This is a genomic window from Terribacillus sp. DMT04, from assembly GCF_019056395.1.
In the GTDB taxonomy this organism is placed as follows: Bacteria; Bacillota; Bacilli; order Bacillales; family Amphibacillaceae; genus Terribacillus; species Terribacillus aidingensis_A.
The window spans coordinates 88929-115498 of sequence record NZ_CP077640.1; the positions used below are offsets into that span (position 1 = coordinate 88929).

Consider the following 26570-nt stretch of genomic DNA (forward strand, 5'->3'; position numbering starts at 1 on the left):
GGTTCGCAGTTTTAATACTAAACTAAAGCGTTCTATGGAACCTGGGTTTTTCAACACATTATTTGTTGAACAATCTACTTCTATAGAGCGCTTTTTTTGTGTCTATGTTTAGTATTAGAGCTTTATAGAGTAGAGAGGCAGTAGCAGAAGAAATGAGTGTGAGAAAGAAACAAATAAGAGGAGAGTGTAGTTATGAAGAAAATGAGAAAGTTGTTTTACGGTTTACTAGCGGTACTTATTTTAAGTTTTGGTTTTACAAAAGAGCAGCCAGTGTATGCGGCAGATAATACATCTACGCTTACGATCGTTGCAGATGAAAACACAAGCTTTGCGACTGCAGCTAATGCTACTGGTGACTTAGAAGGTCTAGTCTTTGGTTACTATGGTGACAATCACTTCATTGTTAGCGGTTTAATCAACTACGATGTTGAAAGAAATGGCCAACAATATGAAGTACTAGTCCCAGGATCTGGCGAAACAGTTACTCTAACAGTTTACACTGTAGAACCAGGTGCAGGTACTACAGAGCCACCAGCAGAACCAGAGACTCCAGTTGAAGAGCCAACTACTCCGGAAACACCAGTTGAGGAACCAACAGAGCCAGAAGCTCCAGTTGAAGAGCCAACTACTCCGGAAACACCAGTTGAGGAACCGACAGAGCCAGAAACTCCAGTTGAAGAGCCAACTACTCCGGAAACACCAGTTGAGGAACCGACAGAGCCAGAAACTCCAGTTGAAGAGCCAACTACTCCGGAAACACCAGTTGAGGAACCGACAGAGCCAGAAACTCCAGTTGAAGAGCCAACTACTCCGGAAACACCAGTTGAGGAACCGACAGAGCCAGAAACTCCAGTTGAAGAGCCAACTACTCCGGAAACACCAGTTGAGGAACCAACAGAGTCAGAAACTCCAGTCGTGGATCCTAATACACCAGTAACTACTACTCCAGATTCTTCAGATGAGAATTCAACAGTAGTAGTAAATCCTGTAGACAACGATTCTGAAACTCCTACTTCATCTAATGAAGAGCAAGTGAAAGATACTAATACTACAGAAAACAACAATGGTGAAGTAACTAAACAAAACGACTCCAATGAAGTAACAGATGCTAAAACAACAGCTTCTGAAACTTCAAGCAGCAAATATACAGAGAAGACACTTCCACAAACGGGAGATGATAATAAATCATCTCATAACACGTTAATCGGAATTATTCTTGTTACTGTAGCTGCAGTAGGAGCGATGTTGTTTGCTTCAAGAAAAACATTCTTGAAAAAATAACTAACCGAAAAAGGGAGAGACATTAGTCTTTCCCTTTTTTTACTATAGGGGGGCCTGAGATGAAGAAGTATATGAAATGGTTGGCATGGATAAGCATTATAACTCTGTTTCTAATAGGAGGATATAATATCTATCTTGGCCAACGGGCGAGTGATGAATATAAGGAACTCAACCGAGATAGTCATGATGCCCTGGAACAAGCTCTGAAAGAACCGCAGGCTGAACCAGTGGTCTTACTGCCCACAGAGAATAAAGATAATGATGAAGATGATGGTAACTTAAAAAGTATCAAAGTTGTTGAAGATTCTACGTCAGGAATTGTAGCAATTCCTTCTTTGAAGATTGAGTTAGCTATATTCGAAGGAGCTTCTGATGAACACTTAAACAGAGGAGCTGCTACAGTACTTCCAGGAGACGTTATGGGAGAGGGGAATTACACACTCGCTGCTCATAATATGAAAGACAAATCGTTGTTCTTTAGCCGCATAGAGCAGTTAGAAGACGGTGATGAAGTATACACCACTGATTCCAATAAAATCTATAAGTTTGTAGTAACCGAAAAGAGAACTATTCACGAAACAGAAGTAAATATTTTAAACGATCGAGGTCTTAATGAAATTACCCTTCTAACTTGTGAAAGTTCTGATGATACATACAGAACAGCGGTTATTGCTGAACTTGTTCAGACAGTAGGATACAACAAAGATATGTGGGAAAAATTAAACTCATAAGGAGCGCGACATGAAGAATACAATACGATTTATGCTAGTGATCTTATTATTTTCGTTTCTAGTAAAACCAATGGATAGTTTAGCAGCTGCAAGCTGTCAGATTTCTATTGATTCATCGAAGAATACAAGTTATGGAACAGGAGCAAATGCTTCTGGGGTATGTAATGGGTTAATCGTTGGGTATTATGGTGACAACCACTTTATTATCTCAGGATTAATTCGTCAAGATATTAGCCACAGTGGTCAACAGTTTAATGTTGTGGTTCCAGGTCAATCTGAAGAGGTTAAACTCACAGTTTATACCAAGCTGACGAACACGAAACCCGAACCTAAGCCAGAGCCAAAACCAGAGCCAAAGCCTGAACCTAAGCCAGAGCCAAAACCAGAGCCAAAACCTGAACCTAAACCAGAGCCGAAACCTGAACCTAAGGTAGAGAACAAAACAGAAAGTAACCCGAAATCAAGTCAAGATACAAAGCAACAGTCGCAACCGGCAACCGGAACAAATTCATCAAGTAATTCAAGTAATCAGGAATCAAATTCACCATCTGCGAAATCAGATTCAAGTTCTGCGTCTGTTTCAACTGAAGCAAGAAAGAGCTCAAATGATAATATAGCAAAAACGTCTGATTCTACTAATGATGAGAGTGACGATTCTTCTAATGTAAGCACTGAAGAAAATGTCTCTAATAAAGAGGAAAATAAAGAGACAGATTCTACTACAGATAAAGCATCAGACGATGAGAATGCTGATAAAGAGGAAAAAGAGAATAAAGAAGACAAAGGCATAGATGAAGAAAAAAAATTAAAAGAATCCGCTGCTAGTGAAGCCAAAAAAGAAAAAGTAAAAAGTACCGAAGAGGACCAAGGAAGTAATAGTTTATGGTGGGTATCTGCAGTTATTGTACTTGCAGTGATTGTGACAGCAGCTGTTCTTATATGGAGAAGAAAAAAGAGAGCTAAATAGATCACACTATTGCTTAAAAGGAAATTAAAATATAAAATAAAAGTAACTAAATAAGACAAGGTATAAGGCCTAAATAGACATGTGAACCATGCCTATTTAGGCCTTTTTCGATTTCTTTAAGGAGGTTTTATCATGTTCAAAAACATTATCTTATTCATTATTCTTGCGGGAGATACATAGTTATCCTTCTAGCAAAAAAGAAAGGAGGCGTTTCCTCTGAAGAAAATAACAATATCAATAGTTATGCTCCTGGCATTCCTTATTGTTTTTACAGTGCATGATAAGGTAGAAGCCGCGGATTCTCCATACGATGTTGAATCAAGTGTTAGGAATGGTTGGAGCAAGAACTTTGGAAATAAGAGTATGCCGGCCACAAGTGGTAGAGCGCTCGCTTATGATGTCTATTCTCATAAGTACACATCTGGGGGATTTAAAGTTGTCTCGAAAGATTTTGGAAAGGGCAAACGTGAATACGTCAATTTCCAAGGGTGGGCTGTATTATTTGGTCATAAAAAACACACAAAATCAAATCAAGAAACGTACATTGTGGCACAAGAGGTGGGAGGCAAGGATGTAAAAGTCTATGGTACTCTTCAAAAAAATCTAAGCGCTACAGAGGACCTAGAGTACAATAATCAGGGCTCTGGTGTTTGGAATGAATGTTCTTCTAATGCAACCAACAAGGATAACCAGTATGATTGTAATATGCGTTACGATGGTGTTGGGTTTGATGCTTATCTGCCTTTAGACGAGCTATTTACAAATGATCGTAAGAAAAAAGAATGGGCATTGTACATCGTAAAAAGAGTAGATAATCACATTGTATATACAACGCTGAATGTTCCTTTTAATTTTTCGAATCGTGAATTTGCTGAAGGTGAAGTCTCTCTCTCAAGTGGAATAGATGCGAATAAACTTCAGATGATCGGCACAAATGTCTTGAGGCGAACAGAACCACGTCAGAAAGCAAGTTCATCAATAAGAGGTAAATACTTTACTACAAATAGAACGTATACAAGCGTAGACTCGGACGAAAGCCAGACTGCTGTATGGTATGCGGTTAACGCACCGGAAGATAACAATAAGAAGCGGTGGGCAGCATCTGCTTACTGGTCCTTCTTAGGCAGCCAGGCTAGGCTTTCTTACATTCCTAATGAACCTCCTTCGGCAAAGTTCAAATATAGCCCAAGTACCGTTTATAACGATACTCAGGTTAAGTTTACCGATCAATCGAGTGATCCCGAAAATGATAAGCTTACTTACAAATGGGAGTACACAAGACCAGACTTAAGTAGATACATATCGTTTTCTACTTCAAAGAATCCCGCAAAAGTACTCGATGTTAAAGGTAAGTGGAAGATAAAACTTACAGTCTCTGATAAGTATAATAGTGATACTTATGAAAGGGAAATCGATGTAAAGAACAGACCACCAGAAGCGGGTTTTACGGCCAGACCAAACCCAACGACGCGACTGGAAACTGTGCAAATAAAGTCCAATGCTAGTGATCCGGATAGAGACTCAATAACACATAAGTACGAAATTCGATTAAAGGGCAGCAGTTCTTGGACAAAACTCAGCGATGATAAAGATACATCATACAAGTTCCCTGAAGTGGGTACTTATGAGTTACGGCAGACTGTAACTGATGTTGATGGTGATTCTGATACAGAAATTGTTAGCGTACAAGTTGAAAATCTCAAGCCAATCGCTGATTTTGATGCCACACCAAATCCGACGAACAGACTTACAACCGTTAATATTAAGGATAAATCGAGTGATCCAGAAGGTGACAAGCTTACTTATAAATATGAGATAAAGCTACAAGGTACCGAGACTTGGTCCTCTATCAGTACAGCAGCTGACCATTCATATAAGTTCCCTAAAGTTGGCACCTACGATGTAAGATTAACTGTGACAGATACAGAAGGTGATTCGGATAGCATAACAAAGCAAGTGGAGATTGAAAATATTGCTCCTGAAGCAAACTTCACTATAAATCCAAACCCCGCAACTCGTATCGATTCAGTTAAATTCACTGATAAGTCGTCTGATGCAGAAAATGATAAGCTTACGTATCTCTATGAGTATCGTATAAAAGGAACAGGACAATGGACTAAGATGAGTACAGAAGCAAATCCTGCGTTCACTTTTAAAACCGTTGATGAATACGAAGTAAGGTTAACTGTGACAGATGAACATGGCGCTAAGGATAGCGAAACTAAGTCTGTTACAATAAAGAACAATCTTCCGGAATTAACAGTTACCTATACTCCATCAACAGTATATGAAGGAGATAAAGTATCTATATGCTTGAAGCCAACCGACAAAGATAATGATCCGTTAGACATCGAATTGAAGATGAAAAAAGGTAATGGAACTTTAGAATCCGTACTTCAAGAGAATGATATGAAGAGCGGTCAAAGCTCATGTTATACAATCGATAAGGTAGAAAAAGATGACTATACCTTTGTTGGCATTGTGGATGATGGATTTGACAAAGTAGAAGTTCCAGTTGTAATTGTAGTAAAAGCCTTAACTCTGGAAGGGTTTGTTGAACATACGGATAAATGGAATGAAATCCATCAGGAACTGGGCAACAAGCCTGAAGATTTCTATTCTGGTGAAGCATTCGTACTAAAAGCGAATACATCACCTTATCCTGTCACAAACATTGAGTCTAGGTTTAAAGGCTACCAGGAGAATAGCAGCCAATTCAGAAAGACTGTTAAAATGCAAATGGATACAGATACTGAAGCTAACGGCGAATTGTATGAAGAAAGCTTCTTGAAAGGATCTACAGCCTTGAGAGAAGGAGAAGCTACATTTGAATTTGTTGTTACCTATGCTAATGGCGTTGTAAAGACTGATACAGTTACAGTAAATATCATAGGAGACGTATATGACGTTCTTAAATTCCATAAAAGCTTCTAAATAGCATCGCAACCATTTTAGGAGTGTTACTACTAAAACCCGCTATTGTTTAATATAATGGCGGGTTTCTTCTCTAGAGGACGCTCCGGAGAAACATAAAGCAACAGGACAGTCTTCTGTCTACGCTGATTGAATTCCTATCAAAAGGACCCTGCGCCGTTACAGGTGTAGAGTCCTTTTTTTGTTCCGATTATTACCTTTCAGCAAAGTAATACTTTCTGGTGCTTAGGAAAGTCAATAACAAATTGTACTATTTAACAATTAACAATACACAAAATTTCTATCTTTTGGAATAAACCTGTGATAAAATCACTATAAGTTGTAGAATTATATAAAATTATTCCTCTTGAGAAACCAAATGTAACTTATAGTCTGTAGAAGTACTTTTATGGGTATACTATCATTTGCTTATGGAAGAACTTGAAAAGGCGCTATATAAAGGCTTAGGCATTATTGTGAAGCAATTAAGGATCCAAAAAGGCTTGTCTCAAGAAGAACTTGGAGCAATGTGTGGATTACATCGTACATATGTCAGTGACATAGAGCGCGGCCGGAGAAATGTTTCACTACTAAACATATATAGATTATCTGTTGCACTGGGCGTTCATATGTCGGAACTGCTGCGTTATAGAGTACTTACCGACGATAAGGATTTATAGGGAGCGAAGAAAGGTTGATGTATATGGGCACTTATGCAACCTGGAGCTACTAGTGCAACCGACCTTCTCTTTAGCTAAAGAAGGTTATTTTTTTTAAAAAAGTAAATTATGAAATCTTACAACGGTGCTATTAATTATGTATTACGATTAAATAAATCATATTAGGGGAATTAAAACATTTTAAAGGGAAGGTGTTCTCGTAATGTTAATTGGAGCAAATAAGCAAACCAGACTTCTGTATAAACGTACATACTTTATGTTAAATAAAGAGGAATATGTTGAATTAGTAACTTTGTCTAGCGAGATTAGAGATTCTGAACAAGATATATTAGAAGGTATGAAAGTTTATAAAACTGGTTCAAGAGAACTTAAAATTAACGAATTGAATTCAAAAGTAAGTGAGTCACTAACAACAGAAAAAGTAATTGAACACGTTATCGAATTGGATCAAATTCAATTTGATGATTTAGCAAATAACAACTCTGATCTGTTTAATTATGGATTGAACTAACAATTATATCTCTGTTATAATTCAGCTATAAGATATTATCTTAATTTTTATTGCAATCGTATTGCGATTAGCTGTGTTTACAAATTATAAAAGAGCCTTTGGGCTTGGTTTTTACATTAAAAAACCAAACCCAAAGGCTTTTTTTTATGCCTTTTTTGGGGGTGATTCATGAGGCCATTGTATTAATAACTAATATTAAGAGAGGATGCTTGTAATGAAAAAATGGGGCGGAAATGATGATATTTTCATAATTACGGTATTTATCAATCACAGTATGAATGAAATCAAGAGTGGTTTGGCAGGTGTAAGCTTTGATCAGCGAACTAAGAGTTATTTTGTGCAGGCTGATGATAGGACTTTTGAAATTTGTCCTTTCAACTCACAACCTAAGAATGGGCTATCCGCGATAAGAGTGTACTCAAATGCGAGTGCTGAGGCAACTTCTTATATTCTTGATATGGTTCTAGGCTGGGCATCCCCTGTAGTAACAGGTGTTGAATTACAGTATAAGGACCAAGACAAAGTGGATAGAATGTTGCGTGAGTTAAAGAAAAGCAATAAACACAAGACAATTGATTCAAGAGGTATGTTCTTTAAAGATGGAGCATATTTCGTAGTCAGTTCAAATCAAATGTTGATTCAAAAAAGAGCCAATCCAGGGAAAAAACTCAAGGTATACGAAACCCTGCAGCTCATAGAAGATTTAGGGAAACAGCTAGATATCAACGATGAATTGAGTCTGCTAACAATCTTAGATCAGAGTTATGCTTAAAAAATAGATTAGAGGCGGCTTTAAGAAAATTTTCTTAAAGCTATTTTTTATGGGAGGAAATTTAAGATGATTATAAATAATTCAGAGTTACTTAATACAGGAGGCAGATGTATGGTGCTACACATTAGCGTAAGCGGCCATGCAGAGATAAAATCCATAACAATAAATGAAGAGGCAATTGTAGCTTGGAGTACACCTCAAGATCTGATGATATTCGATTTAAATGATCTTATTTGGGAGACAGACGATTGGATGGATTTACGTAATTATTTTGATGAAAAAACTTCAGCTGCAATACACAAATTATGGAATGACAGTTGGAAATGGTATGACCACAAGAAGAACAAGAGTTTAGGAGATGAGATTTGATGGGAGAAAAATTATATATCCTCGTGGACTTGCAGGATTTGGATGATCGTAGAGTATGCAGCTTGGAAGAAGCAAAGGATACATTAATTAATATTTGGAATAACTCTGAACCTGATAATGATGAAGACGAGGCGGAATTTGAAAATAACCTTAAGGAGCACATAGCTAACATTAAAGCTGCTGATGCTGTGAAATTAGATAGCTACTTGCTGGGAATTGATCATTGTATTTGTAGCAATGAAGAACAATACCTGGAGTTAGTGACGCAGATACAAGAAATGCATCAGGAGGGAGTACTATAAATGAAAAACATGACTGCAGCAGATATAATGCAAGAACTTGTTGAAGGTGGTATGTATATTCAGCTTAAAACAAAGGAGCGCCAACTCGAACAGATTCGGAATGTAGTTAAGGAAGAGCTGATAAATTCAGAAGTTAAAAGACATGAATTTAAAAAACAAGGTTTGGTCGCAAAATTTGTACCTAAGAAAGTCAGTAGAATCGATACTACTGCTCTTAATACTTATCTTGATGATTTAGGGTATTTGAAAAAAGTTGTTGAACTTGATCACTCTCTCTTAAAAGACAACCTTTTCATGGCTGAACAATTAATGGACTACAAAGTTCCAGGAGATTGTACAGTCGTTCCTTATTTCAATAAGATAGGAAAGCAGCTACTTAAAAGCACAGATACTATAAGCGAGGGAACAATAAAAGAGCATCTATTGAACTTTAATATGATCAACAAAGAATATAAGCAACTAGAAGAAAAATATGAATCCGTTAAACTAGAGATGCAATCGTGCTCCTTACTAAAGGAGCATCGTAAGCTTTCCTACAAATATGGTTCAGTTATCATAAAAGAAAATAAGCCTAAATATGAAAATGAAGAGATATTTAAAGATTTTGGATCAGGTGTATTAATTGAATACGGAAAACCAAACACTGAAAAACTAAATGATTTGATGTTAAATGGTTCAATTAAAAAGAGTGATTTAGAACAGTTTAAGCATATTGAGAATGTGAGATTAGATTTTGTAATCATGTCTTTAGATGACGAAGATAAATTAAGAAATGCATGGATGTCCAAGAGAATCGGGTAAGAATGACATTAATAAAAAAAGCGGAGATCTGTGGGACTGACCCCTGTTTTTGAGACAGGGATCAAAACACCTTCAAACAGCCAATTGTCGATATTGTATCGGTGATTGGTTGTTTAGTTTCGTTTGAATACGAATGTTGTTATAATAATGAATGTAATCTTCGACAGTACGCTCTACGATGGCACTCGTAGTCCGAACTATGCTGTTGAGATAGAACGTTTCAGACTTTAGTGAGGAATGAAACGATTCGATGGAGGCATTATCAGCGGGCGTCCCTTTCTGGGACATGCTCATGGTAATGCCTTTTGCTTTTACAGCTTTTTGGTATTCGTAAGAAGTGTATACGGATCCTTGGTCACTATGCAGTATGCAGTTCTCCGGCAATGTTGGTAGCTGAGCGAGTGTATCTAACACAAACGCTGTGTCTTGTTTATCTCCAACTGAGAAAGCAATTACTTCACCATTGTACAGATCCAATATGCTGGAAAGATACAATTGTTTCTGACCGTAAGGCAAGTAAGTAATATCTGTTACGAGTTTCTCTAACCGACGATCGGACTGAAAGTTCCGATCCAATATATTTTCTGCGACGGCATATGGCTGCCCTGTATTCTTACGTTTTTTCACTTTGACGCGGCACTGCCATTGATTCTTCTGCATAATGCGCTGCACAGCCTTGTGATTGACACAGTATTCCTGTCGCAGTATGGCAGTGATTTTTCGATATCCATATCGGTACCTATGTTTTCGGCACAATGTGCCGATTTGTTTTTCTAATTGTTCTTTCCATGCATCTTTCTCTTTAACTTTCCAGCGATAATAAGATGCTCTTGAGATGCCTAGATGCATACAGATATCCTGTACTGTCATAGTTTTATTCAAGTGTTCTACAAGCCCAACTGCCGTTTCTCTATCAACTTCCTTTCCAATTCCTTGTACTTTTTTAAAACTTCATTTTGTTGCTTTAAGTAGCGATTCTCGGCCTGCAGCTTCTCCATTTCCGATGTGTAAGCAGGTCCTTTTCCGTAAGTATATTGTTTTCCGACAGGCTGTTCGAAACGATGCACTTCTCCTGATTTGTACCATCTAACCCACGTTTCTACCTGAGTCTTGTTCTTTATATTTAAACTGTCCATAATTTCTTTTGTAGACCTGCCTGCCATTTTCATTTCTACTGCTTTCTGTTTGACTTCCAATGGATAACTCACTCTTGTCCCCATAGAAAAAACACCTCCAAGTATTATTTCGGATAACGATCATCCGTTTTCAACCTTGAAGGTGTTTTTTATTTGTCTCAGCCTAAGGGGTCAGTCCCCTGTATCTCCGCTTTTTTTGTTGTATATGTATTGGGATTTTGAGACAATTACTTTAGTTATTTCGTACTATATTTATTCTAAAGAATGAGGGTGACAAGATGGTTGATTTTAAGAAACTAAAATCGAAGAAGAGCAAGCCGAAGTCTATAATTCCTACAGAGATACTAAGAAGATTGCCTAAGCCAGAAGGATTTAATGATCTATATACAAGTCAAACTGAAATACTTAAAAAATGGTTTGATCTGAGAGATAAACAAAAAGATATTGTCATTAAATTACATACTGGTGGTGGAAAAACATTAGTAGGGTTATTAATCGCACAATCAACTCTTAATGAAACCGGCGAACCGGTTCTTTACCTTGCACCTAATAAGCAACTAGTGCAGCAAACTCTCGAGAAAGCTGAAAGACATGGCATACCTGCTGTACCATACGTACCAGGAGAGAACCTTGACGAAGAATATGTTAACGGGAAAGCTGTTATGGTAGCTACTTATAAAGCTCTTTTCCATGGTAAAAGCAAATTTGGTTTGCGAGGTGAAGCAAAGATACAGAAAATAGGAGCTGTTATTCTCGACGATGCCCATGCAGCTTTTTCAGTTGTTCGTAATTCTTTTACACTTGAAGTAAAAACTAAAGATAATAGAGCACGCTATTCTGAACTGGTAGATTTGTTTAGAAAATCTTTTAAAGATACAGATAAACTTGGAACACTAGAGGATATAGTATCAGGCTCTGACTTTTCAACACTCGAAGTACCGTACTGGGCTTGGAACGAAAAATTAGAGGCTGTAAGAGAACAACTTAAGTCTGATTCGGATAAGTATGATTTAATATGGCCATTATTAAGAGATCAACTGCATCTCTGTCATGCACTTATTAATAAGGATGCGTTCACAATAACTCCTATTCTTCCCTTGGTAGATGCATTCCCAACATTCTCAGAAGCTCCAAGAAGAATATATATGTCAGCTACCATTGCAGATGATAGTGAAATTATAAGAACTTTTGATGCCAATCCAGAAAGTGTTAAAAATGCTCTTCAATCTCGTTCTTTGGCGGGTATCAGTGAGAGAATGATTCTTATACCAGAGTTGATGCCATTTAAGTACAAAAAAGAAGATGGTGAAAGAATCATAAAGTGGACTTCTGAAAAAAAGGATCTTGGATCTGTTGTTCTAGTATCATCAGATAAAAAAGCAGCAGAATGGTCGGCAGAGGCAACCGTTGCAAAGGGAGCGAAACAAGTAGAAGAATTGGTTAATCAGTTACAAGAAGAACAAATTAGAGGACCTGTCGTCTTTTCAAACCGTTATGATGGAATTGACTTGCCGGGGGATTCGTGTCGTTTACTTTTGATGAATGGATTGCCATCAGGAACATCGAGCTACGAACTATTTAGAGCAAGCGCTCTATACGGTGGTAATACAATAACTCGAATGTTAGCACAAAGAATTGAACAAGGCATGGGTAGAGGCGCACGTGGAGCCGGAGATCATTGTGTAATCTTATTAGTAGGAAGTGATATTTCATCATGGATTTCAAAAGATGCGAATTTTAGATTTCTAACTAGTGCAACAAGGGCTCAATTAGACATGGGGATCGTGATAAGTAAAGAAATAGAAAATTTAAAGGATTTAGCACTAACTATTCAAAGGAGTTATGAAAGGGACAAAGACTGGACTGAATATCACGCTGAAACTTTAGCTGATCTTGAAAATGAGTCTGATGAATCATACTTAAAGCAGGCTGCTGCAGAAAGGAAGGCCGTAAACCTTTGGAATGATGGTTATCATAATGAGGCAATTGCAAAACTTGAACGTGTAATACATAACGAAGAAGATACTGATCCTCAGATGCGAGGATGGTTTCTACAATTAGCTGCTCGCATATCAAACGAATGGGGAAATGATGATAGATCATTAGACTTACAGCGGCAAGCCTATGCAAATAATAGAAATTTGATAAGACCAAAAACCCTTCCGCCTTATCGTCCATTACCTATCCCTGGAGTACAATCAAAAGAAATTGTGAATAGAATTGGAAGTTATCGGCTTCGACAGGGTTACTTACAATCTTTTGAGGAAGTTGTTTCTAACCTTCATCAAGATGCTACAGCTAATCAGTTTGAACAAGCACTCTGTGATTTAGCATTATTTATGGGCCTTAAATCGGAGCGCCATGATAAAGACGGTGAAGGTCCTGATGTACTGTGGCTCCTCCCTGATAGTGTTGGATATGTTATAGAAGCAAAAAGTAGAAAAAAAGCAAAAAATGCATTGACAAAGGGAGAACATGGTCAGCTTCTAGTTGCTGCAGAATGGTTTGCTGCAGCATATCCAGGATACAAATGTTTTAGGGTAAGTGTGCATCCGAAGAACAAAGCAACTCGATCGGCTGTGGCAGGAGCGTCTCATGCAATAACGTATGAGAAACTTATGTCCCTCGTTTCAGATGCTCGAACACTTTTGGAAGCGCTGGTCGACTCACAACTTGAAACTAAAATGCTAGAAGCAGAATGCAATCGTCTACTTGAAGAGTCAAATCTTCGGTCTGATCGGATTGCGGATAACTACTTAGTTCAGTTCGAAGAACAAGAATGATATTAAAATATGGAGTGAAGATGAGGAATTGAACTTGTGGCTTTTCAAATTGCAGCATAAATTTCATCGATGAATTGAATAAAGGGTAGGGTTAGTGACCTGTAGTATATCATTAACTTATTCAATGCAAGGTATTACCCGTTGTAGAAAAGTAGATTTAATAGTAAACTATATTTATTAAGTTTTCTTTTCTATTTTATAGCAACCATTACTGGTTCGCGGTGATTAATTAACCTTATTATGAAACGTAACGCGCTCTTTGGAGCTATTGTCTACACATTAGTGTATTTAATAGACTCTGAAGAGCGCTTTTTTGCGTTTTATATAAATTATCTTCAGAAAGGATGTTTTAAACATGGGAAGCAACACAGCAAAATCGAGTACAACAATAAGAAATAATGGCTTAGCAAGGATCGAACGGGTTATGAAGACAAGAGCTCAAATCGAGTACATTTACAAAGGTGGTCAAAGAGAGTTCTATCGCTGTAAGACGCGTAACAAAAAAGAGGCGCTCCAGGAAGCATTGAAATTTATCTCAGCTTTAGAAAAGGTCCATCAAAAGAAAGTTATATGGAGATTTAAAGGTGAGACAGAATATCGCATCGGCGCAGCTGTAGAGAAACGTAGTATTAAAAATACAATCCAAAAAATCATCGAATTCTTTTTCGACGTTGATTGAGAGGAGCAATTAAAAATGAAAAATACAGTGATCGAACAACCAAGCGAAATTAGAGGGGAAAAACCAAGGGTTATTCTAAGCGGAATGGAGCCAATTGATACAATAATTGGTGAAACCGTGCTAAATATTTCAGGAATGACTGACAGGAATGAAGAAATTGAAATTAGTTACGTGTGTGGAGAAAAAGGTAATGAAAAACCCACTGTATCAGACTGGGAGATTAGATATGCTACCCTAATTGAATTAGGTAGTTATGTAACTCTTACGTTTAAAGGTGTGGCGTTTGATTATAAGTATGAACTAAACAAATCAGATTGTAGATGGTATTTAGTCAAGCAAGGTCCTGGACTAATACCTGTATTCGAGGAGGAATAATTATGTTAAATCGCGTAGTACTTGTTGGGAGATTAACCAAGGATCCGGAACTGCGTTATACACCAAATGGAGTGGCCGTAGCCAACTTTACATTAGCAGTTAATCGTCCTTTTTCTAATCAGTCAGGCGAGCGAGAAGCAGATTTCATAAATTGTGTTGTATGGAGACGTCCAGCTGAGAATCTGGCGAACTTCATGAGCAAAGGGAATCTTGTTGGGGTTGATGGACGTGTCCAAACGAGAAGCTTTGATAATCAAGAGGGTAATCGGGTTTATGTAACAGAAATTGTTGCAGACAGCGTACAATTCCTCGAGACTAAAAGCGGCTCTCAAGGAGGCGGACAAAGTTCTTCTGGATATTCAAATCGGAACTCGAACACTAATAGTAACAATAACACTAATTACAATGACAACAACTATAATCGAAATAACGACCAAGATCCTTTCCGTGATAAAGGTGAACCGATTGATATTTCTGATGATGATCTTCCGTTTTAATAAATTATGAGTAAAAAAGGTACTTCCTAATTAGGAGTACCTTTTTTATGGAGGTAGAAGTATGTCGCACATAGGAAATAAATTAAGAGCCGGTTACTTTGCTACACCGGAATTTCAAGGTGAGCTTTTAATTAAGCTCTTAGAAATAAACTCAGGAGCTTCTTTCTTCGATCCAACCTGTGGTGAAGGAAAGATACTCAATCAGTTAGCTGCAGCATTCCATACAGATGAAACACCGATTTTAACATACGGTGTGGAACTAGATAACCGACGTGCAGCTGAAGCGGAGAAAATATTGTGTGAGGCTAGAAATGCACCAATAGAAAGTATGGTCATTTCTAACAACAGTTTTTCTCTCTTATTACTGAATCCGCCTTACGATCACACGATTAAAGGTATCGGAGATGAAAAAACAGAGCGAAAAGAGTGGACAGAGTTAGTAAGAAACAACAGATTCTTAAAAGAGAACGGATTGATTATATATATCATTCCAAGCTATCGATACGCTGATAAGAAAATCTCTAGATATCTTGCATCGAACTTTGAGAATGTAGGTGTATTGAGGTTCTCAGATGAGGATTATGATGAATATAAGCAATGTATATTTATCGGTAACAAAAAGAGGGGTAGTGTTAAGAAAACGAATAAGAAGCTACTTGGTTTCTTGCAGTCAATGGATGATGAAGAGTTCGTAGCCCGACATGTCACATCGATTAGTACGTTGATTGGCAAACATAAATGGAATGTTCCTGGAGCTGCTACAGGCCCTTCAGTGTTCCATTCAAGGCTTGATGGTAAATCATCTTTTTACGAAGAAATCAAAAACTCAAAGGGATTCGCGGCTTTTAAAGAACGCTCACGACCTAAGCAACTTAGCATAGGCGGTAATCCTGCTTTGCCAATAAACCAGGGGCAGATGGCTCTTTTACTCGCTAGTGGTGCAATTAATGGTGAGATAGGAAAAGCAGAAAACTATCATCTAGTTCAAGGACTGGAGTTAGTAGAAAAAGTCACGTCATCTGAAGAAAACACAAATGAAAATGGTTCGACTACAATAACCACAAAAACCAGAACAAAGCGATCCGTATCAGTAAAAGTAATTACACCTGAAGGTATCGTAAAAAAGCTAGTGTGAGTTTATCAATATAATAAAACAAGAGGAGAGGAAGCACCTGCTTTCTCTCTTTTTAATGGAGGAATAAAAATGCAAAATCAACTGTCATTATTCGATGAGAACGTAAGAATCCTTGAGAACCAAGAAATCAGGACACATAAGCAGCACAACAATAATGTAGCTTATGATGTTGGAGTTAAGATTGGAGGAGCCAGAAAGGATCAAGCGGCTCTTAGAAAGAGTTTTGAAGAAAATAGGGATCTTAACAACTTATCTTTACTGGAGGAAGTTAGCCCTGTCGAAGCATCTCTTGTTGTTACAAGGAAAGAACTATTTAAAGATTTTTCGCTCTCGATAGAAAAGGAGAAAGGTACTTCTCCTCAAGCCGCGAAAATCAAAGACCTTGTAATAAAGAGAATACAATCGATCCCTTCTGATTCTAAAGAATCAAGAGAGGAATTTGTCAAAGCGGCTTTGAATTATCAAATGTTAGTTGAAAACATATCAACAATTGATGAGTTCATCGAGTTTATATATGAAATTAGAATTAAACTCACAGCTGATTGTATGAGTATGTTCAATGTAAAGGGTCATTTAAGAGTGATTAAAGAACGCCTTGAAAAAACACCGGCTCCTTCAGCATTACATCGGCAATATACAAAAGAACTAAAATACTATAATGCTATTTTAGACGAAGGTTCTATTCCAGATAGAGTTAAACTCACAGCTCTTGGACCGAATTTTGTGAAATTCTTTCTAAGTGCGAAGAGCGCAAATACAAGTCTACGAAATATTAAAAGAGACATTCAAAGTTGGGATCACCTTACGATAAAGAGTAGAAAGAAAGGAACAAAAAATCAGCCCCTCTGGGAGCGAGAATTACCTATTACACCTGTCATAACGGCCGGATATGCTTATAAGATAAACAAACCAACCGAGCTAATGGAGTTATTTTCATTTAGAGGCGTAGAATTCGGGCATTATATGGATGACAATAGAGGAGCCGATCACATAAATAATTGTGCTTCTGCATTTATGGACCTATCCAACGTCTTAAATATGAATCATAACTTCTCTATATCTTTAAACGGTACGTTGTCTATGGCATTTGGTAGTCGCGGCAGAGGAAAAGCGCTTGGTCATTATGAACCTATAGCAAAAGTTATTAATTTAACAAAGAATCGAGGATTACTTGGTGTTGCAGCACATGAATGGTTCCATGCACTAGACAATTGGATCTTTGATATGTCGCATAACTATAAGAACGGCCAAATTGGTTTTATGACTGATTTAGAGAAATATGGGTCATATAACTTATCCAATGCTGTTGTTTATGAGTTCAAGGAACTTATGAAAACCATAACTGAAGGAAACTCAATCTCTGAAGTACCAGTTATGCGTATGAAGAGGAAGCCTCCTATCACTGAGCGTGTCCTTGCCAGGAGAGCATATAATGAATGTGATGGAGACTTATTGCAAACAATGCATTATATACATGATGCATTAAGAGAGCATATCGATATGGCTGCTTATTATGGAGAACAAGTGGAAAAGGTTAAAGCAAAAAATGACCGTACTTTAAGAAAGCTTGCCTCATTCGTAGCTGAGCTTCATGAAAGCCGTACTGGTAAGTTTGTAGATACAGTTCCTTGCCCTACTAATACCAGTAGCTATATGCAAGCAGCACTTAAGCTCGATAAGGGTAATAGGGGTAAGTATTGGAGTAGCAATAGAGAACTGGCGGCGCGTGCATTTGAAGCCTTTCTAGAAGATAAATTACAACAAGCAGATATAGTAAATGATTATTTAGTCTATAAGACAAACAATCCTATTGCCTTCCCAGAGGGCGAGGAAAGAGAGAAAATCAATCGTAAGTTCGAACAATTATTTGAAACATTTACGAAGATACATCTAATATAATAAAAAGCCTGGGATCTTTATGAGATTTCAGGCTTTTTCATTTATAATGAAAGTAGCGTAAATTAGGGGGATATAAAATGTACAGTTCTCATATAATACCTTCTGAACATTGGTCTATAAAAAAAGTAAGTAATGACACGTTGGAGATCAAATTAAAAACCAAAGCACTTGGTTATGATAAATGCGTAATAGCATTCTATAAGTACACTGTACTTGATTTAGTCCCTATCTCTCACATTAAAGTTAGAGTCTTCAAAAGTCACTTAGAATATAATTCTTACTTTCCTCCTGAAAGAGGGCACGTTCAAATTCTAAGGACCGAATACATTGATTTTGAAGAGCAAGCAATTGATTATCCTTTTCTAGGAACTATTGAGTTGAGCGGTAAAATTAAGTTTAAATTCAAAAAAGAGAGAGACATTAAAAGATTCGTATCAAGTCTTGTTAAAACTAAACTAACTTTATAAGATAGCTATATCTATTTTGTGATTACTTAAATACATAGATTTATATCATGATCCCATGGTATTATTGTTTATAGCTTAATAAAAAAGGGACACCCCATGAATTCTAACCTTTTAAATAAGGTCTATTTTTCATGGGGTTTTTCTTGTTCCTTATATAAAAATATAAAACCCACCATCGCTAAGCCGCAGCTGTAACTGCGAGGAGGCAGGTTCTCTTGGTTATTATCTAAATTAAATATATCACAGATATTTGTACCTCTTCAAGAAGAACCGAAGCTAAGCGTGTTGGATTCAGGAGGATGAAACATGAAAGAGAAAAAAACAGAAAGCAGCAAATTCCATTACTTCAGATACTACGATACGGGTAAAACTGAACCAGCTGCCAGAACGATTAAAGGTAAAAAGCAAACTTACAATAAGAAAGTTACCGAGAAGGTATATTTCGACCCTCAAACCGTATTTAATTTCAATCTGGAAACTGTCACACCGTCGGTATCCGTTGATGACGGCGGGGGATTCACTCAATATCATAATTATCTGTGGTTATGGACTCCATTTATCGGAGGAATGGAAGTCTTTACATACATGGCTATACGTAAATATCTATTTGACTATCTAGATCGACATGGCCAGCCAGAAGAGTTTATAACTTTTCCCTCTTTAGAAGAGATATGTCACAGGATAGGAGTAAAGAGAGCGGCACTAAACGGTTATCTTGATTCACTTGAGAAATACGGCTTCTTATTTAGATTTTGGAAGTCAGTCGATGTTTTCGATAAGCATGGTAAGCCTAAAGGTATGCGTGATGCCGGAGTAGTATATGTCGTCCGGAAGAAGATCCCCATATTGAGCGATGATTTAGCTGAACAATTAACAGTAGAGGACCGAAAATATCACGAACGTATAAAAGCACTTGTTGCCGAATCTTCCTCATTAATGATATCAACTGAGGATGACTATAAAGAAGAATACCAAAAACATCTCAAAGACCTTACTGACCAAGGAATATTTAAAGTTAACAATGGCAGCAACCGGAATGTTTTTACGTTTGTTGAGGATGGAACGACAGTAGTGAAAAGTAAAGAAGATGTGATTAGGGAAATCACACAAAATGGTTTGAGTGAAGAAGATAAATTGATCTGGACAAAAATCTTAAATGCATTAAGGCACAAGGTATCTAAACCTTCATTTGACACTTGGCTTAAAGGGACACTTGGAAGGCAACTGGACTCCAAGGAGTTTGTGATCCTCGCACCAAATGAGTTTGCAAAGGATTGGCTTCAGACTAGTTATATACAAATGATAAGGGATACTTTCAAAGAGGAATTACAAATCGAAGCCAACATTAGCATAGAAGTATTCGATTCTCAGAAAGACGCACGATGACGAGTATTAATTCAAGAAACAATATGGCTTCTATATTGGCTGCTGTATTCGGCTTATTAACACTATTAATCGGAGGAGCTTTAATTAATAATTTAATATAGCAATCTATAATCGACACTCCATAAGGGGTGTCGATTTCTTTTTTAGAGTTAGCTATCATTAATCTATAACCCTACATATAGATTAATGATAGGGGGGGATATAGAATATCTATAGGTATGCAATCGATAAACTATATCCCCATTTATCCACAAAAACTGTGAACAACACAAAAAGTAATCGCTTATAGAAAATCTATACCCCCTATATAGAAATACCGTATAGGAGTATCAGCTATCATTTTTTGATATGGGGGGGATCATAAATTGATACCATAATAATAGATTCTTTTAAAAATACTTAATGCATTAAATAAATAATAAATTATTCACTGCTTTCCGAGTCTTAACTCTAATACTTTCTTGTTTAAGGGATGAACAGAAAAATATTGTACGTCCTTAAAAAACACAATGATTTCCTATATGTTGCTATGTACATGTATACGTACAGGAAAGGAGAGTAAAAATGGAGTTGAAAATTAACATGCACTTGCGTTTAACACTAAATAGCGATTCAATTATGGCTTTGTTAATGCTGCAAGACATTATACAAACTATAGTTAATTAACTAGAACATGAGGCAAGTATTGAGGGAAGCATCTTACTGCTCCCTCTATTATTTGCTTAGCTTAATACAAGTGACCACATTATAATAAATTGTTACTATAATCTTGTCGAATTCTACAATAACAGTTATAATGAATGCATGTATTAAGTCGGTTATTATTATTTAGCAATTCCATTAGGGAATTAGCTGTTTGTTGATTTAAATTAAATTTATACAGCCTTTGTGGTTGATAGCTAGGTTTATTCCTACTATTAAACTCAAGGGCTGTTTTTTTTATGCCCTAAGCGGGATCTACGAGAAACATGGTGTAAACCAGGCTTCTCGTTTTTCTATATATAAAACAAAAGAGAGAGGATGCTTTTTATGAAATCATGGGAAAGCCAATCTAATTGGCGACAAGAAAATCTTTCAGAAGTAACGAGAATAATAAACGTAAGGGGTTTACTATTATGACACCAAATCAATTTGACTGGCTGAAGAGTCATCTACATCAGTTGGCGTCAGACGACCAAAAAAGACTACAAGAACTCGGAATTTCAAAAGCTGTCCAAGCCGAAAAGCTAAAAATCTCTATTACGGATTTTGCTAAGGTGATGGATGAAGCTTCTGAAATCGTAGATAAGTACATGAATAACTAAAAATGGAGGTGACTCCTATCGCTAGAGGATAGAGAGAAACCTCTATCCTTTGGTGTTTAGGTAATAAAATGAATCAAGTTCAATGGGATTTAGTAAATGAGAATTCAGATTCTCCTAAGATGATTGAGATGTATATGGACCAGGCTTGGCAGGATGCGTATTGTTACGCGCTTGCTGTTGAAGAGACTGAAGATCAGGCACAAGTGCCGCCTAATTTACTCTTTGCTATCATATCCGGAAGTGACTCTACACTTCAAGCAATGAAAGCAGCCGTAGATATAGGTAGCAATGGCCTTTATTTCGGACATGGTGTAAAAGGTCTATCTCAGTTTTCTTTCGAGAAAGAGTTTCAATTTAGCTCAGAGAAAGGGAAATATGAGAAGTTTCCAATCACCCTTTCAAACGGAACTAAGGCTCTGGCTATTGTCCACGATAAAGTCTTATCAAATGAAGAATACATTCTTTCATTTGGAGATGAACCTGCAGAAGACCTTAGACAAATACTTGGCGGGGGACAATACGGATTACATATACTTCCTGAATGGAAAGATTGTGTGTATCAGGAATTGGTCCTAAACGATTATTTGGAGAGAGTAGACTTCTACATGGATCCTGGATTATTTCAAGAAGGCTTTACATTGCTCAGACTAAGAATGGTAGAGCATGAAGCGGATGCTTTAATTTCAAAATTAATTAAAGCGGGGAAGCTGCAGTTTCCACAGCATGGTAAAGGCGAGAACTTACATGAAGTAGTGGATCTGAACAGTTATATGACCAACTACGTGGATGACATGATTGAGAAGATTTCTGCTCAAGTTTTGCCTATTCACAACCCTATGACAGATGGAGTATCAGAGCATTTCAGCAGTTATAAGCGAGAGTTGTTTCCGGTCCAAGCCCATGTTTCTACAGCAATTGCAAAGCGGTTGAAACATGAAGATAATTTCATCATTCAAGGTGAAATGTCCACCGGTAAGACTACTATGCTTGCTGCTATCGCGGATGCTTTTCATAAAAATAAAGGTCAAAAAGGTTATTTTTGTTGTGTAATGGTTCCGCCATCTCTCACAAAGAAATGGCCAGAGGAGATAAAAGAAATCATACCAGGAGCAATCGTTCACGTTATCACTAAGACGGAATCGTTAATAAGGTACCATTCAGAGTGGATACGGAGCGGAAAAGTGAAACCTGTTAGACCTACCTTCTTTGTCATCAGTTTTACTACGATGAGAGGGGATTCAGCTTATGTACCTGCGGTAGACTTCCAGGATAACAAGATAAACAAGTATGGATACTATTGCCCAGATTGTGGCCATCCTCACCAGGTAGTTGAGTCGACTGATTCACAACTTAATGAAAGCGGCAGCGAGGAAATAGTAAAAGTAAAAAGAGACATGGCAGAAAATGAGTTTGGAACATCAAGAAGAGTCGCGGATAGCAAGATGCCAGCAAATGCTTTTTGCTCGGAATGTGGAGGAAGCTTATGGACTAAGAGTGTCCCTAATCGCTATGCCTCGTTTAAAGAATGGGCCGCATTTGAAAAAGAAATAATGGCAGCTATCTCAAACGATAATCCACGATTAGCAAGACGTTTATTGGACAATCAAAAGGATATCCCAAAAAGGAAAGGACTACCTCGCAAGATAGCAACAATTGAGTATATCAGAAGAAAGATGAAAAACTTCTTCGATATATCCCTTGTAGATGAGATTCATGAGCTAAAGAGCGGAATGTCCGCACAAGGCAATTGTCTAGGATCACTTGTTGCATGCAGTAAGAAGGTAGTCGGAGGTACAGGAACACTTTTCGGTGGAAAAGCGGAAGATGTATATTACTTGTTATGGCGATTATTCCCTAATGTTATGGTTAAGAACGGTTATAAATTTAATGACGTTCGAAAGTGGAATGAGGAGTTTGGAAATATCGAAACTACCACCATTACTACAACAGACAAAGGTGAATACTCAAACAAACAAAGCCGCGGCGGTACGAAGAGATCTGAAAAAGTGTTACCAGGTATCTCTCCATTTGTCTTTGGTAAATTCCTTGTTCAAAATAGTGCTCTTGTCAGATTAGTTGATGTGTGGCCTGATCCGGTAGAGTTGGTGAATGTTCCAACAATACTTGTTGAGATGGACCCACCGCTAGCCGAAAACTACAATGCTATGACTTCTCATTTTGAGAATCTAATTCATTCAAGACAAGACGGGAAAAAACTATATCTTCCACTTACGAACACTGGTATTTCTTATCCGGATAATCCCTTCACTTATCCAGACGTTTTATATAAAAACGATTTAGGCGAAAGGGAAATTATATGGCAGCCTCTTCACCTTCCAGAGAACATGACTCTAAACAAAGAGAAAAAGTTACAAGAACTGGTACAAGGTGAGATGGAACAAGGCAGAAAATCCATAATATATGTTCGCGATACCGGTTCCTCAGTTGAAGGAAGAGACGTGAGACCACGATTGAAGACGATTCTCCAAAAAATTGGCGCCAAGGTCGATATACTTGATACTAGCTCAACCTCAACCAATAACCGAAGTGAATGGTTAAAAAATAAGGTTGAGAATGAGGATCACGATTGTATCATCGTTTCACAAGAACTAGTTAAAGTAGGATTAGATTTACTTTGTACACCTACTATTATCTTTTATCAGTTCAGTTGGTCCTTATTTACTGTCAATCAAGCTTCTCGAAGAGCATGGAGAATTGGACAATCAGAAGAATGCCGGCTTTATTACTTAGCTTATGAGCATTGTTATCAAGAACAAATGGCACAGCTTATAGCCATGAAAAATAAAGCAGCTGGAGCCATCAATGGTGAAGTTTCCTCTGATGGACTCAATGCAATGCTTGGTGATGATGGTGATCTTCAAAGCATGCTTATTAAATCGATTAAAGATGGACGGAATCTTAAAGGATCTACTGAAGAATGGGTCGAGCAATCTTCAGAGAGAGCAAGAGAAATCTTATCCGGGATCGGAAAGAAGCCATCGGTGAAGCAACAATTCATCCAATGGACAAAACGGACCATAAAGACTGAATCAACGAGAAATGTACTTATTAAACGAGTGAATCAAATAGTAACAAGTATCGAGAGTGGGGAAGTAGATGGTTTCAGTGTTCATAAAGAGGTTCTATCGGTGGATCTAATCCATGCATTCGGTTTCAGAAATGTACCAGATGCTACCGTACTTTCTCATCTGGTTGAACCAGAGAGAAAATTGCCTGCAGCTGTGAAGCATGAATCAAACACTACCTTAAAAGTCTCGAGCAAGAAAAGTAAAGGTAAGAAGAAAAACAGAATAGCGGATGGACAATATGAATTGGACTTGTTCGCTTTATGATGGAGGTAAATAAATGTATGTTCCTTTGCAAGAATTAATGATAGTCCTCTATTTATTAGTAGAACATTACGTGTATGAGCGTAGAATGACACTAATGTTTTATAGTGACAGCAAGTTCTTTGAGGCGGTTAACGCTCTAGAAGTAACTGAAGAGAGTATCGAACAAGAAGAGCTGACGTTGGAGTTAAATAATCGTGTTGAAGTACCTCCAGTAGAAGTTTCTAAATTGGACGATAATGCCAATGACTTACTGAGGGAGATCGCAGAAGAAGTATCTGGTTATAACGAAGAACATATGCCTCCTTACAACATATATGAAGAGGATGGACAGATGTACATTGAAGAAGAAGTACTTGAACCGCAAGAAATAAGTAACAATATAGATTCTGCTAAGAACATACCTACTCCAGTTATGGAACAATGGACTGTCAGGTTAACCAGTATAGATGGTTCATCGATTCAAGTCTACGATGGTAACTATCATTGGTTAAACATCTCAGCTAAGAAAGCGCGTAGGTTAGAGGAAGATTCAATTCTGCTTCTATTTGTTACAAAGGAAGAAGAAGAAATACTTGTGCACCAAATAATGGTGTTAGAGCAATCTATCAATGAAGACTACGCTATTCCTGATGAAGATATAAGGTACAGCAGCGGAGAAGCAATTTAATTATGGGAGGCATTTCGCCTCCTTTTCATAGGTATCATCGCTACAATATGTACTTATGAAAAGGACAGCGCGAAATGCATCGAGACTTTTGGACTATTATTGTAAAAAATGTATCCATTCCATTCCATTCCATTACATTTTAACTAATAATATGGAATAATAGTGTATTGTAACCTAGATAAATAGACCGTTATATACATCTCACATCCATACATAGTCCTTAATGCTCAATCTCAAACCTAATTCTTTAAACCTATAATCCAACTACATATACGAGGTGATCTTACTTATGCTTTTAAACGAACAAGGCATCGACAACTTAATTAATGAGATAGAACAAAAATCAATGAACCTGGAATCTATTGATTTTACTTACAACCCGAATCCAGAAAAAACCTTCACTAAAATCTCTGGTATGGGCTTTTCCGGAATTGCTCAAGATGAAGACTATTACGAGAACATTAAAGAAAATATTATTGCTGCGGAGACAAGTTGGTTTGAGCCGATGTGCTCGCACTTAAATGCAAAATTAGATGCTACAGTCGCAGTAATGCCAGAGGGGGACTTTAACAGCAACAAAGTTACAATAACAGCTAATCTACAAGTTCCTAAATATAAATTGAGTATTTACGAATTTTTATATAAGCATTTAACTCGATACGCTATTTTTCATCAGAGTATTAGCAAAGTAGAGGTCCTAGGCTACAAAAGTGAATTAGCAAATATTATCTTCACTATCACTATCGATTCAAGAAATGTAATTAAGACACTTAAGAATCGGGTTGTAAACAAACAAATAATTGAACAGTGGATACACGTTATAACTTCTGTTGCAAAGGAAAACGAGGAACAACATTCATATAGGAATCATTTTGATGTTGTCAACGGAAAGATGAATACCCAAACTAAGACTGAGCTAATCTCGGGTTACTTCGTTGTTAAAAAGAAGGGATACAGCGGTGCGAACTAAGATATTAATTCTCTCTTTTCTGTTTCTGCTTACAGTACCAACGTTAACAGCTGCGGCCGAATCTGTCCCCTCATATTTTAATGACAATGCCGCATTTCAAGAAGGGTTAAATCATGATGATAACAAGTTTTTAGGTATATCATCGAACTCTGCAGACGAATATGTTCCAACAGCTGCTTTTATCTTTAATGCAATCTTTACTATAATGACGCTGCTCGGAATCATACAGCTTGGTTATTCTTTAGTAACCAAAACAGGTTTTAATCTGAAGGGTGCAACAGGGATCTTAATCTACACTCCTTTAGTTGTGGTTATAGTCCGGATATTTTTCATTTTCGTATTTACAACAGTTCTACCTAATGTTACACTGATTATCAACGATATAATCAGTTTAATTCTCGCTATATGCTTATCAGTTTCAGTTGGAATGGTTCTGATTGGACTTATAATGAAGCTCTTTCACCATTTCTTAAGGCATCCAGAATATTCTAGATGGTCCAAGCGCTTATTTGTAGGTGCGGCTGGACTAACAGTTCTTTCAACGATTACTCCTATAGTGATGTACAGCATATAGCCATTCGAGGTGTATATA

General features: G+C 37.3%; 24 protein-coding genes and 1 riboswitch. Of the genes, 23 read left to right on the forward strand and 1 reads right to left on the reverse strand.

Translation table 11 applies throughout. The features are described 5' to 3' along the window. Nucleotides 1-192 precede the first annotated feature (192 nt). The 10 genes from KS242_RS17855 to KS242_RS17900 all read left to right on the forward strand — a co-directional run bounded on the left by KS242_RS17855 (nucleotide 193) and on the right by KS242_RS17900 (nucleotide 9327). Complete coding sequence (locus KS242_RS17855) at nucleotides 193-1281, forward strand: LPXTG cell wall anchor domain-containing protein (RefSeq protein ID WP_217324247.1); 1089 nt, start codon at nucleotides 193-195, stop codon at nucleotides 1279-1281. A 59-nt stretch (nucleotides 1282-1340) separates the two neighbouring features. After that, nucleotides 1341-2012, forward strand: a complete 672-nt coding sequence (locus KS242_RS17860) for a class A sortase (protein WP_217324248.1) — start codon at nucleotides 1341-1343, stop codon at nucleotides 2010-2012. A gap of 10 nt (nucleotides 2013-2022) precedes the next feature. Continuing rightward, nucleotides 2023-2979 (forward strand): hypothetical protein, encoded by a 957-nt coding sequence (locus tag KS242_RS17865; protein WP_217324249.1) that lies wholly within the window; start codon nucleotides 2023-2025, stop codon nucleotides 2977-2979. Between the two features lie 363 nt (nucleotides 2980-3342). Continuing rightward, nucleotides 3343-5913 carry a PKD domain-containing protein gene (locus tag KS242_RS17870; RefSeq protein WP_217324250.1) on the forward strand — a complete coding sequence of 857 codons (2571 nt, stop codon included), beginning with the start codon at nucleotides 3343-3345 and terminating at the stop codon, nucleotides 5911-5913. 410 nt (nucleotides 5914-6323) lie between these two features. Next, the gene (locus tag KS242_RS17875; RefSeq protein ID WP_217324322.1) at nucleotides 6324-6572 is read left to right on the forward strand and encodes a helix-turn-helix domain-containing protein; all 249 of its coding nucleotides are present in this window, start codon (nucleotides 6324-6326) and stop codon (nucleotides 6570-6572) included. Further along, a riboswitch (cyclic di-GMP riboswitch) is annotated at nucleotides 6563-6645 on the forward strand. (Overlaps the previous gene by 10 nt.) Nucleotides 6646-6774: 129 nt before the next feature. After that, complete coding sequence (locus KS242_RS17880; protein WP_217324251.1) at nucleotides 6775-7083, forward strand: hypothetical protein; 309 nt, start codon at nucleotides 6775-6777, stop codon at nucleotides 7081-7083. A gap of 214 nt (nucleotides 7084-7297) precedes the next feature. Beyond that, a complete protein-coding gene (locus KS242_RS17885; RefSeq protein ID WP_217324252.1) occupies nucleotides 7298-7855 on the forward strand; it encodes a hypothetical protein in 558 nt (185 codons plus the stop codon). Nucleotides 7856-7966: 111 nt separating this feature from the next. Continuing rightward, complete coding sequence (locus KS242_RS17890) at nucleotides 7967-8224, forward strand: hypothetical protein (RefSeq protein WP_217324253.1); 258 nt, start codon at nucleotides 7967-7969, stop codon at nucleotides 8222-8224. After that, nucleotides 8224-8526 (forward strand): hypothetical protein, encoded by a 303-nt coding sequence (locus KS242_RS17895; protein WP_217324254.1) that lies wholly within the window; start codon nucleotides 8224-8226, stop codon nucleotides 8524-8526. The genes KS242_RS17890 and KS242_RS17895 overlap by 1 nt, the downstream gene beginning before the upstream one ends. Beyond that, complete coding sequence (locus tag KS242_RS17900) at nucleotides 8527-9327, forward strand: hypothetical protein (protein WP_217324255.1); 801 nt, start codon at nucleotides 8527-8529, stop codon at nucleotides 9325-9327. A gap of 72 nt (nucleotides 9328-9399) precedes the next feature. Here the strand turns inward: KS242_RS17900 and KS242_RS17905 are convergent. Beyond that, nucleotides 9400-10547, reverse strand: a protein-coding gene (locus tag KS242_RS17905) for an IS3 family transposase (protein ID WP_217324256.1) whose coding sequence is annotated in 2 segments (ribosomal slippage) — nucleotides 9400-10274 and nucleotides 10274-10547 — 1149 coding nt in all. Because the reading frame shifts where the segments join, the coding sequence is not laid out codon by codon here. Nucleotides 10548-10741: 194 nt separating this feature from the next. Between KS242_RS17905 and KS242_RS17910 the strand changes: the two genes are divergently transcribed. From KS242_RS17910 to KS242_RS17970, 13 genes are all read left to right on the forward strand, one after another. Continuing rightward, on the forward strand, nucleotides 10742-13246 hold the full coding sequence (locus tag KS242_RS17910; protein ID WP_217324257.1) for a DEAD/DEAH box helicase: 2505 nt from the start codon (nucleotides 10742-10744) through the stop codon (nucleotides 13244-13246). Between the two features lie 355 nt (nucleotides 13247-13601). Beyond that, the gene (locus KS242_RS17915) at nucleotides 13602-13925 is read left to right on the forward strand and encodes a DUF6018 family natural product bioysynthesis protein (RefSeq protein ID WP_217324258.1); all 324 of its coding nucleotides are present in this window, start codon (nucleotides 13602-13604) and stop codon (nucleotides 13923-13925) included. A gap of 15 nt (nucleotides 13926-13940) precedes the next feature. Continuing rightward, nucleotides 13941-14300, forward strand: a complete 360-nt coding sequence (locus KS242_RS17920) for a hypothetical protein (protein ID WP_217324259.1) — start codon at nucleotides 13941-13943, stop codon at nucleotides 14298-14300. A 2-nt stretch (nucleotides 14301-14302) separates the two neighbouring features. Beyond that, complete coding sequence (gene ssb / locus KS242_RS17925) at nucleotides 14303-14797, forward strand: single-stranded DNA-binding protein (protein WP_217324260.1); 495 nt, start codon at nucleotides 14303-14305, stop codon at nucleotides 14795-14797. 61 nt (nucleotides 14798-14858) lie between these two features. Continuing rightward, on the forward strand, nucleotides 14859-15932 hold the full coding sequence (locus tag KS242_RS17930) for a DUF6094 domain-containing protein (RefSeq protein WP_254391898.1): 1074 nt from the start codon (nucleotides 14859-14861) through the stop codon (nucleotides 15930-15932). Between the two features lie 69 nt (nucleotides 15933-16001). Next, nucleotides 16002-17831, forward strand: a complete 1830-nt coding sequence (locus tag KS242_RS17935) for an LPD1 domain-containing protein (protein ID WP_217324261.1) — start codon at nucleotides 16002-16004, stop codon at nucleotides 17829-17831. Nucleotides 17832-17908: 77 nt separating this feature from the next. Beyond that, entirely contained in the window at nucleotides 17909-18298 is a 390-nt protein-coding gene (locus tag KS242_RS17940; protein WP_217324262.1) for a hypothetical protein, read from the forward strand. 306 nt (nucleotides 18299-18604) lie between these two features. Continuing rightward, nucleotides 18605-19684 (forward strand): DnaA N-terminal domain-containing protein, encoded by a 1080-nt coding sequence (locus KS242_RS17945; protein ID WP_217324263.1) that lies wholly within the window; start codon nucleotides 18605-18607, stop codon nucleotides 19682-19684. Nucleotides 19685-20799: 1115 nt separating this feature from the next. Beyond that, complete coding sequence (locus tag KS242_RS17950; RefSeq protein WP_217324264.1) at nucleotides 20800-20988, forward strand: hypothetical protein; 189 nt, start codon at nucleotides 20800-20802, stop codon at nucleotides 20986-20988. A gap of 68 nt (nucleotides 20989-21056) precedes the next feature. Further along, nucleotides 21057-24341, forward strand: a complete 3285-nt coding sequence (locus KS242_RS17955) for a helicase-related protein (protein ID WP_217324265.1) — start codon at nucleotides 21057-21059, stop codon at nucleotides 24339-24341. Between the two features lie 85 nt (nucleotides 24342-24426). Continuing rightward, complete coding sequence (locus KS242_RS17960; protein WP_217324266.1) at nucleotides 24427-25008, forward strand: hypothetical protein; 582 nt, start codon at nucleotides 24427-24429, stop codon at nucleotides 25006-25008. A gap of 289 nt (nucleotides 25009-25297) precedes the next feature. Further along, nucleotides 25298-25978, forward strand: coding sequence for a hypothetical protein (locus KS242_RS17965; protein ID WP_217324267.1), 681 nt, complete (start codon nucleotides 25298-25300; stop codon nucleotides 25976-25978). Beyond that, entirely contained in the window at nucleotides 25968-26552 is a 585-nt protein-coding gene (locus KS242_RS17970; RefSeq protein ID WP_217324268.1) for a hypothetical protein, read from the forward strand. Before KS242_RS17965 ends, KS242_RS17970 begins: the two co-directional genes overlap by 11 nt. Nucleotides 26553-26570: the final 18 nt, after the last annotated feature.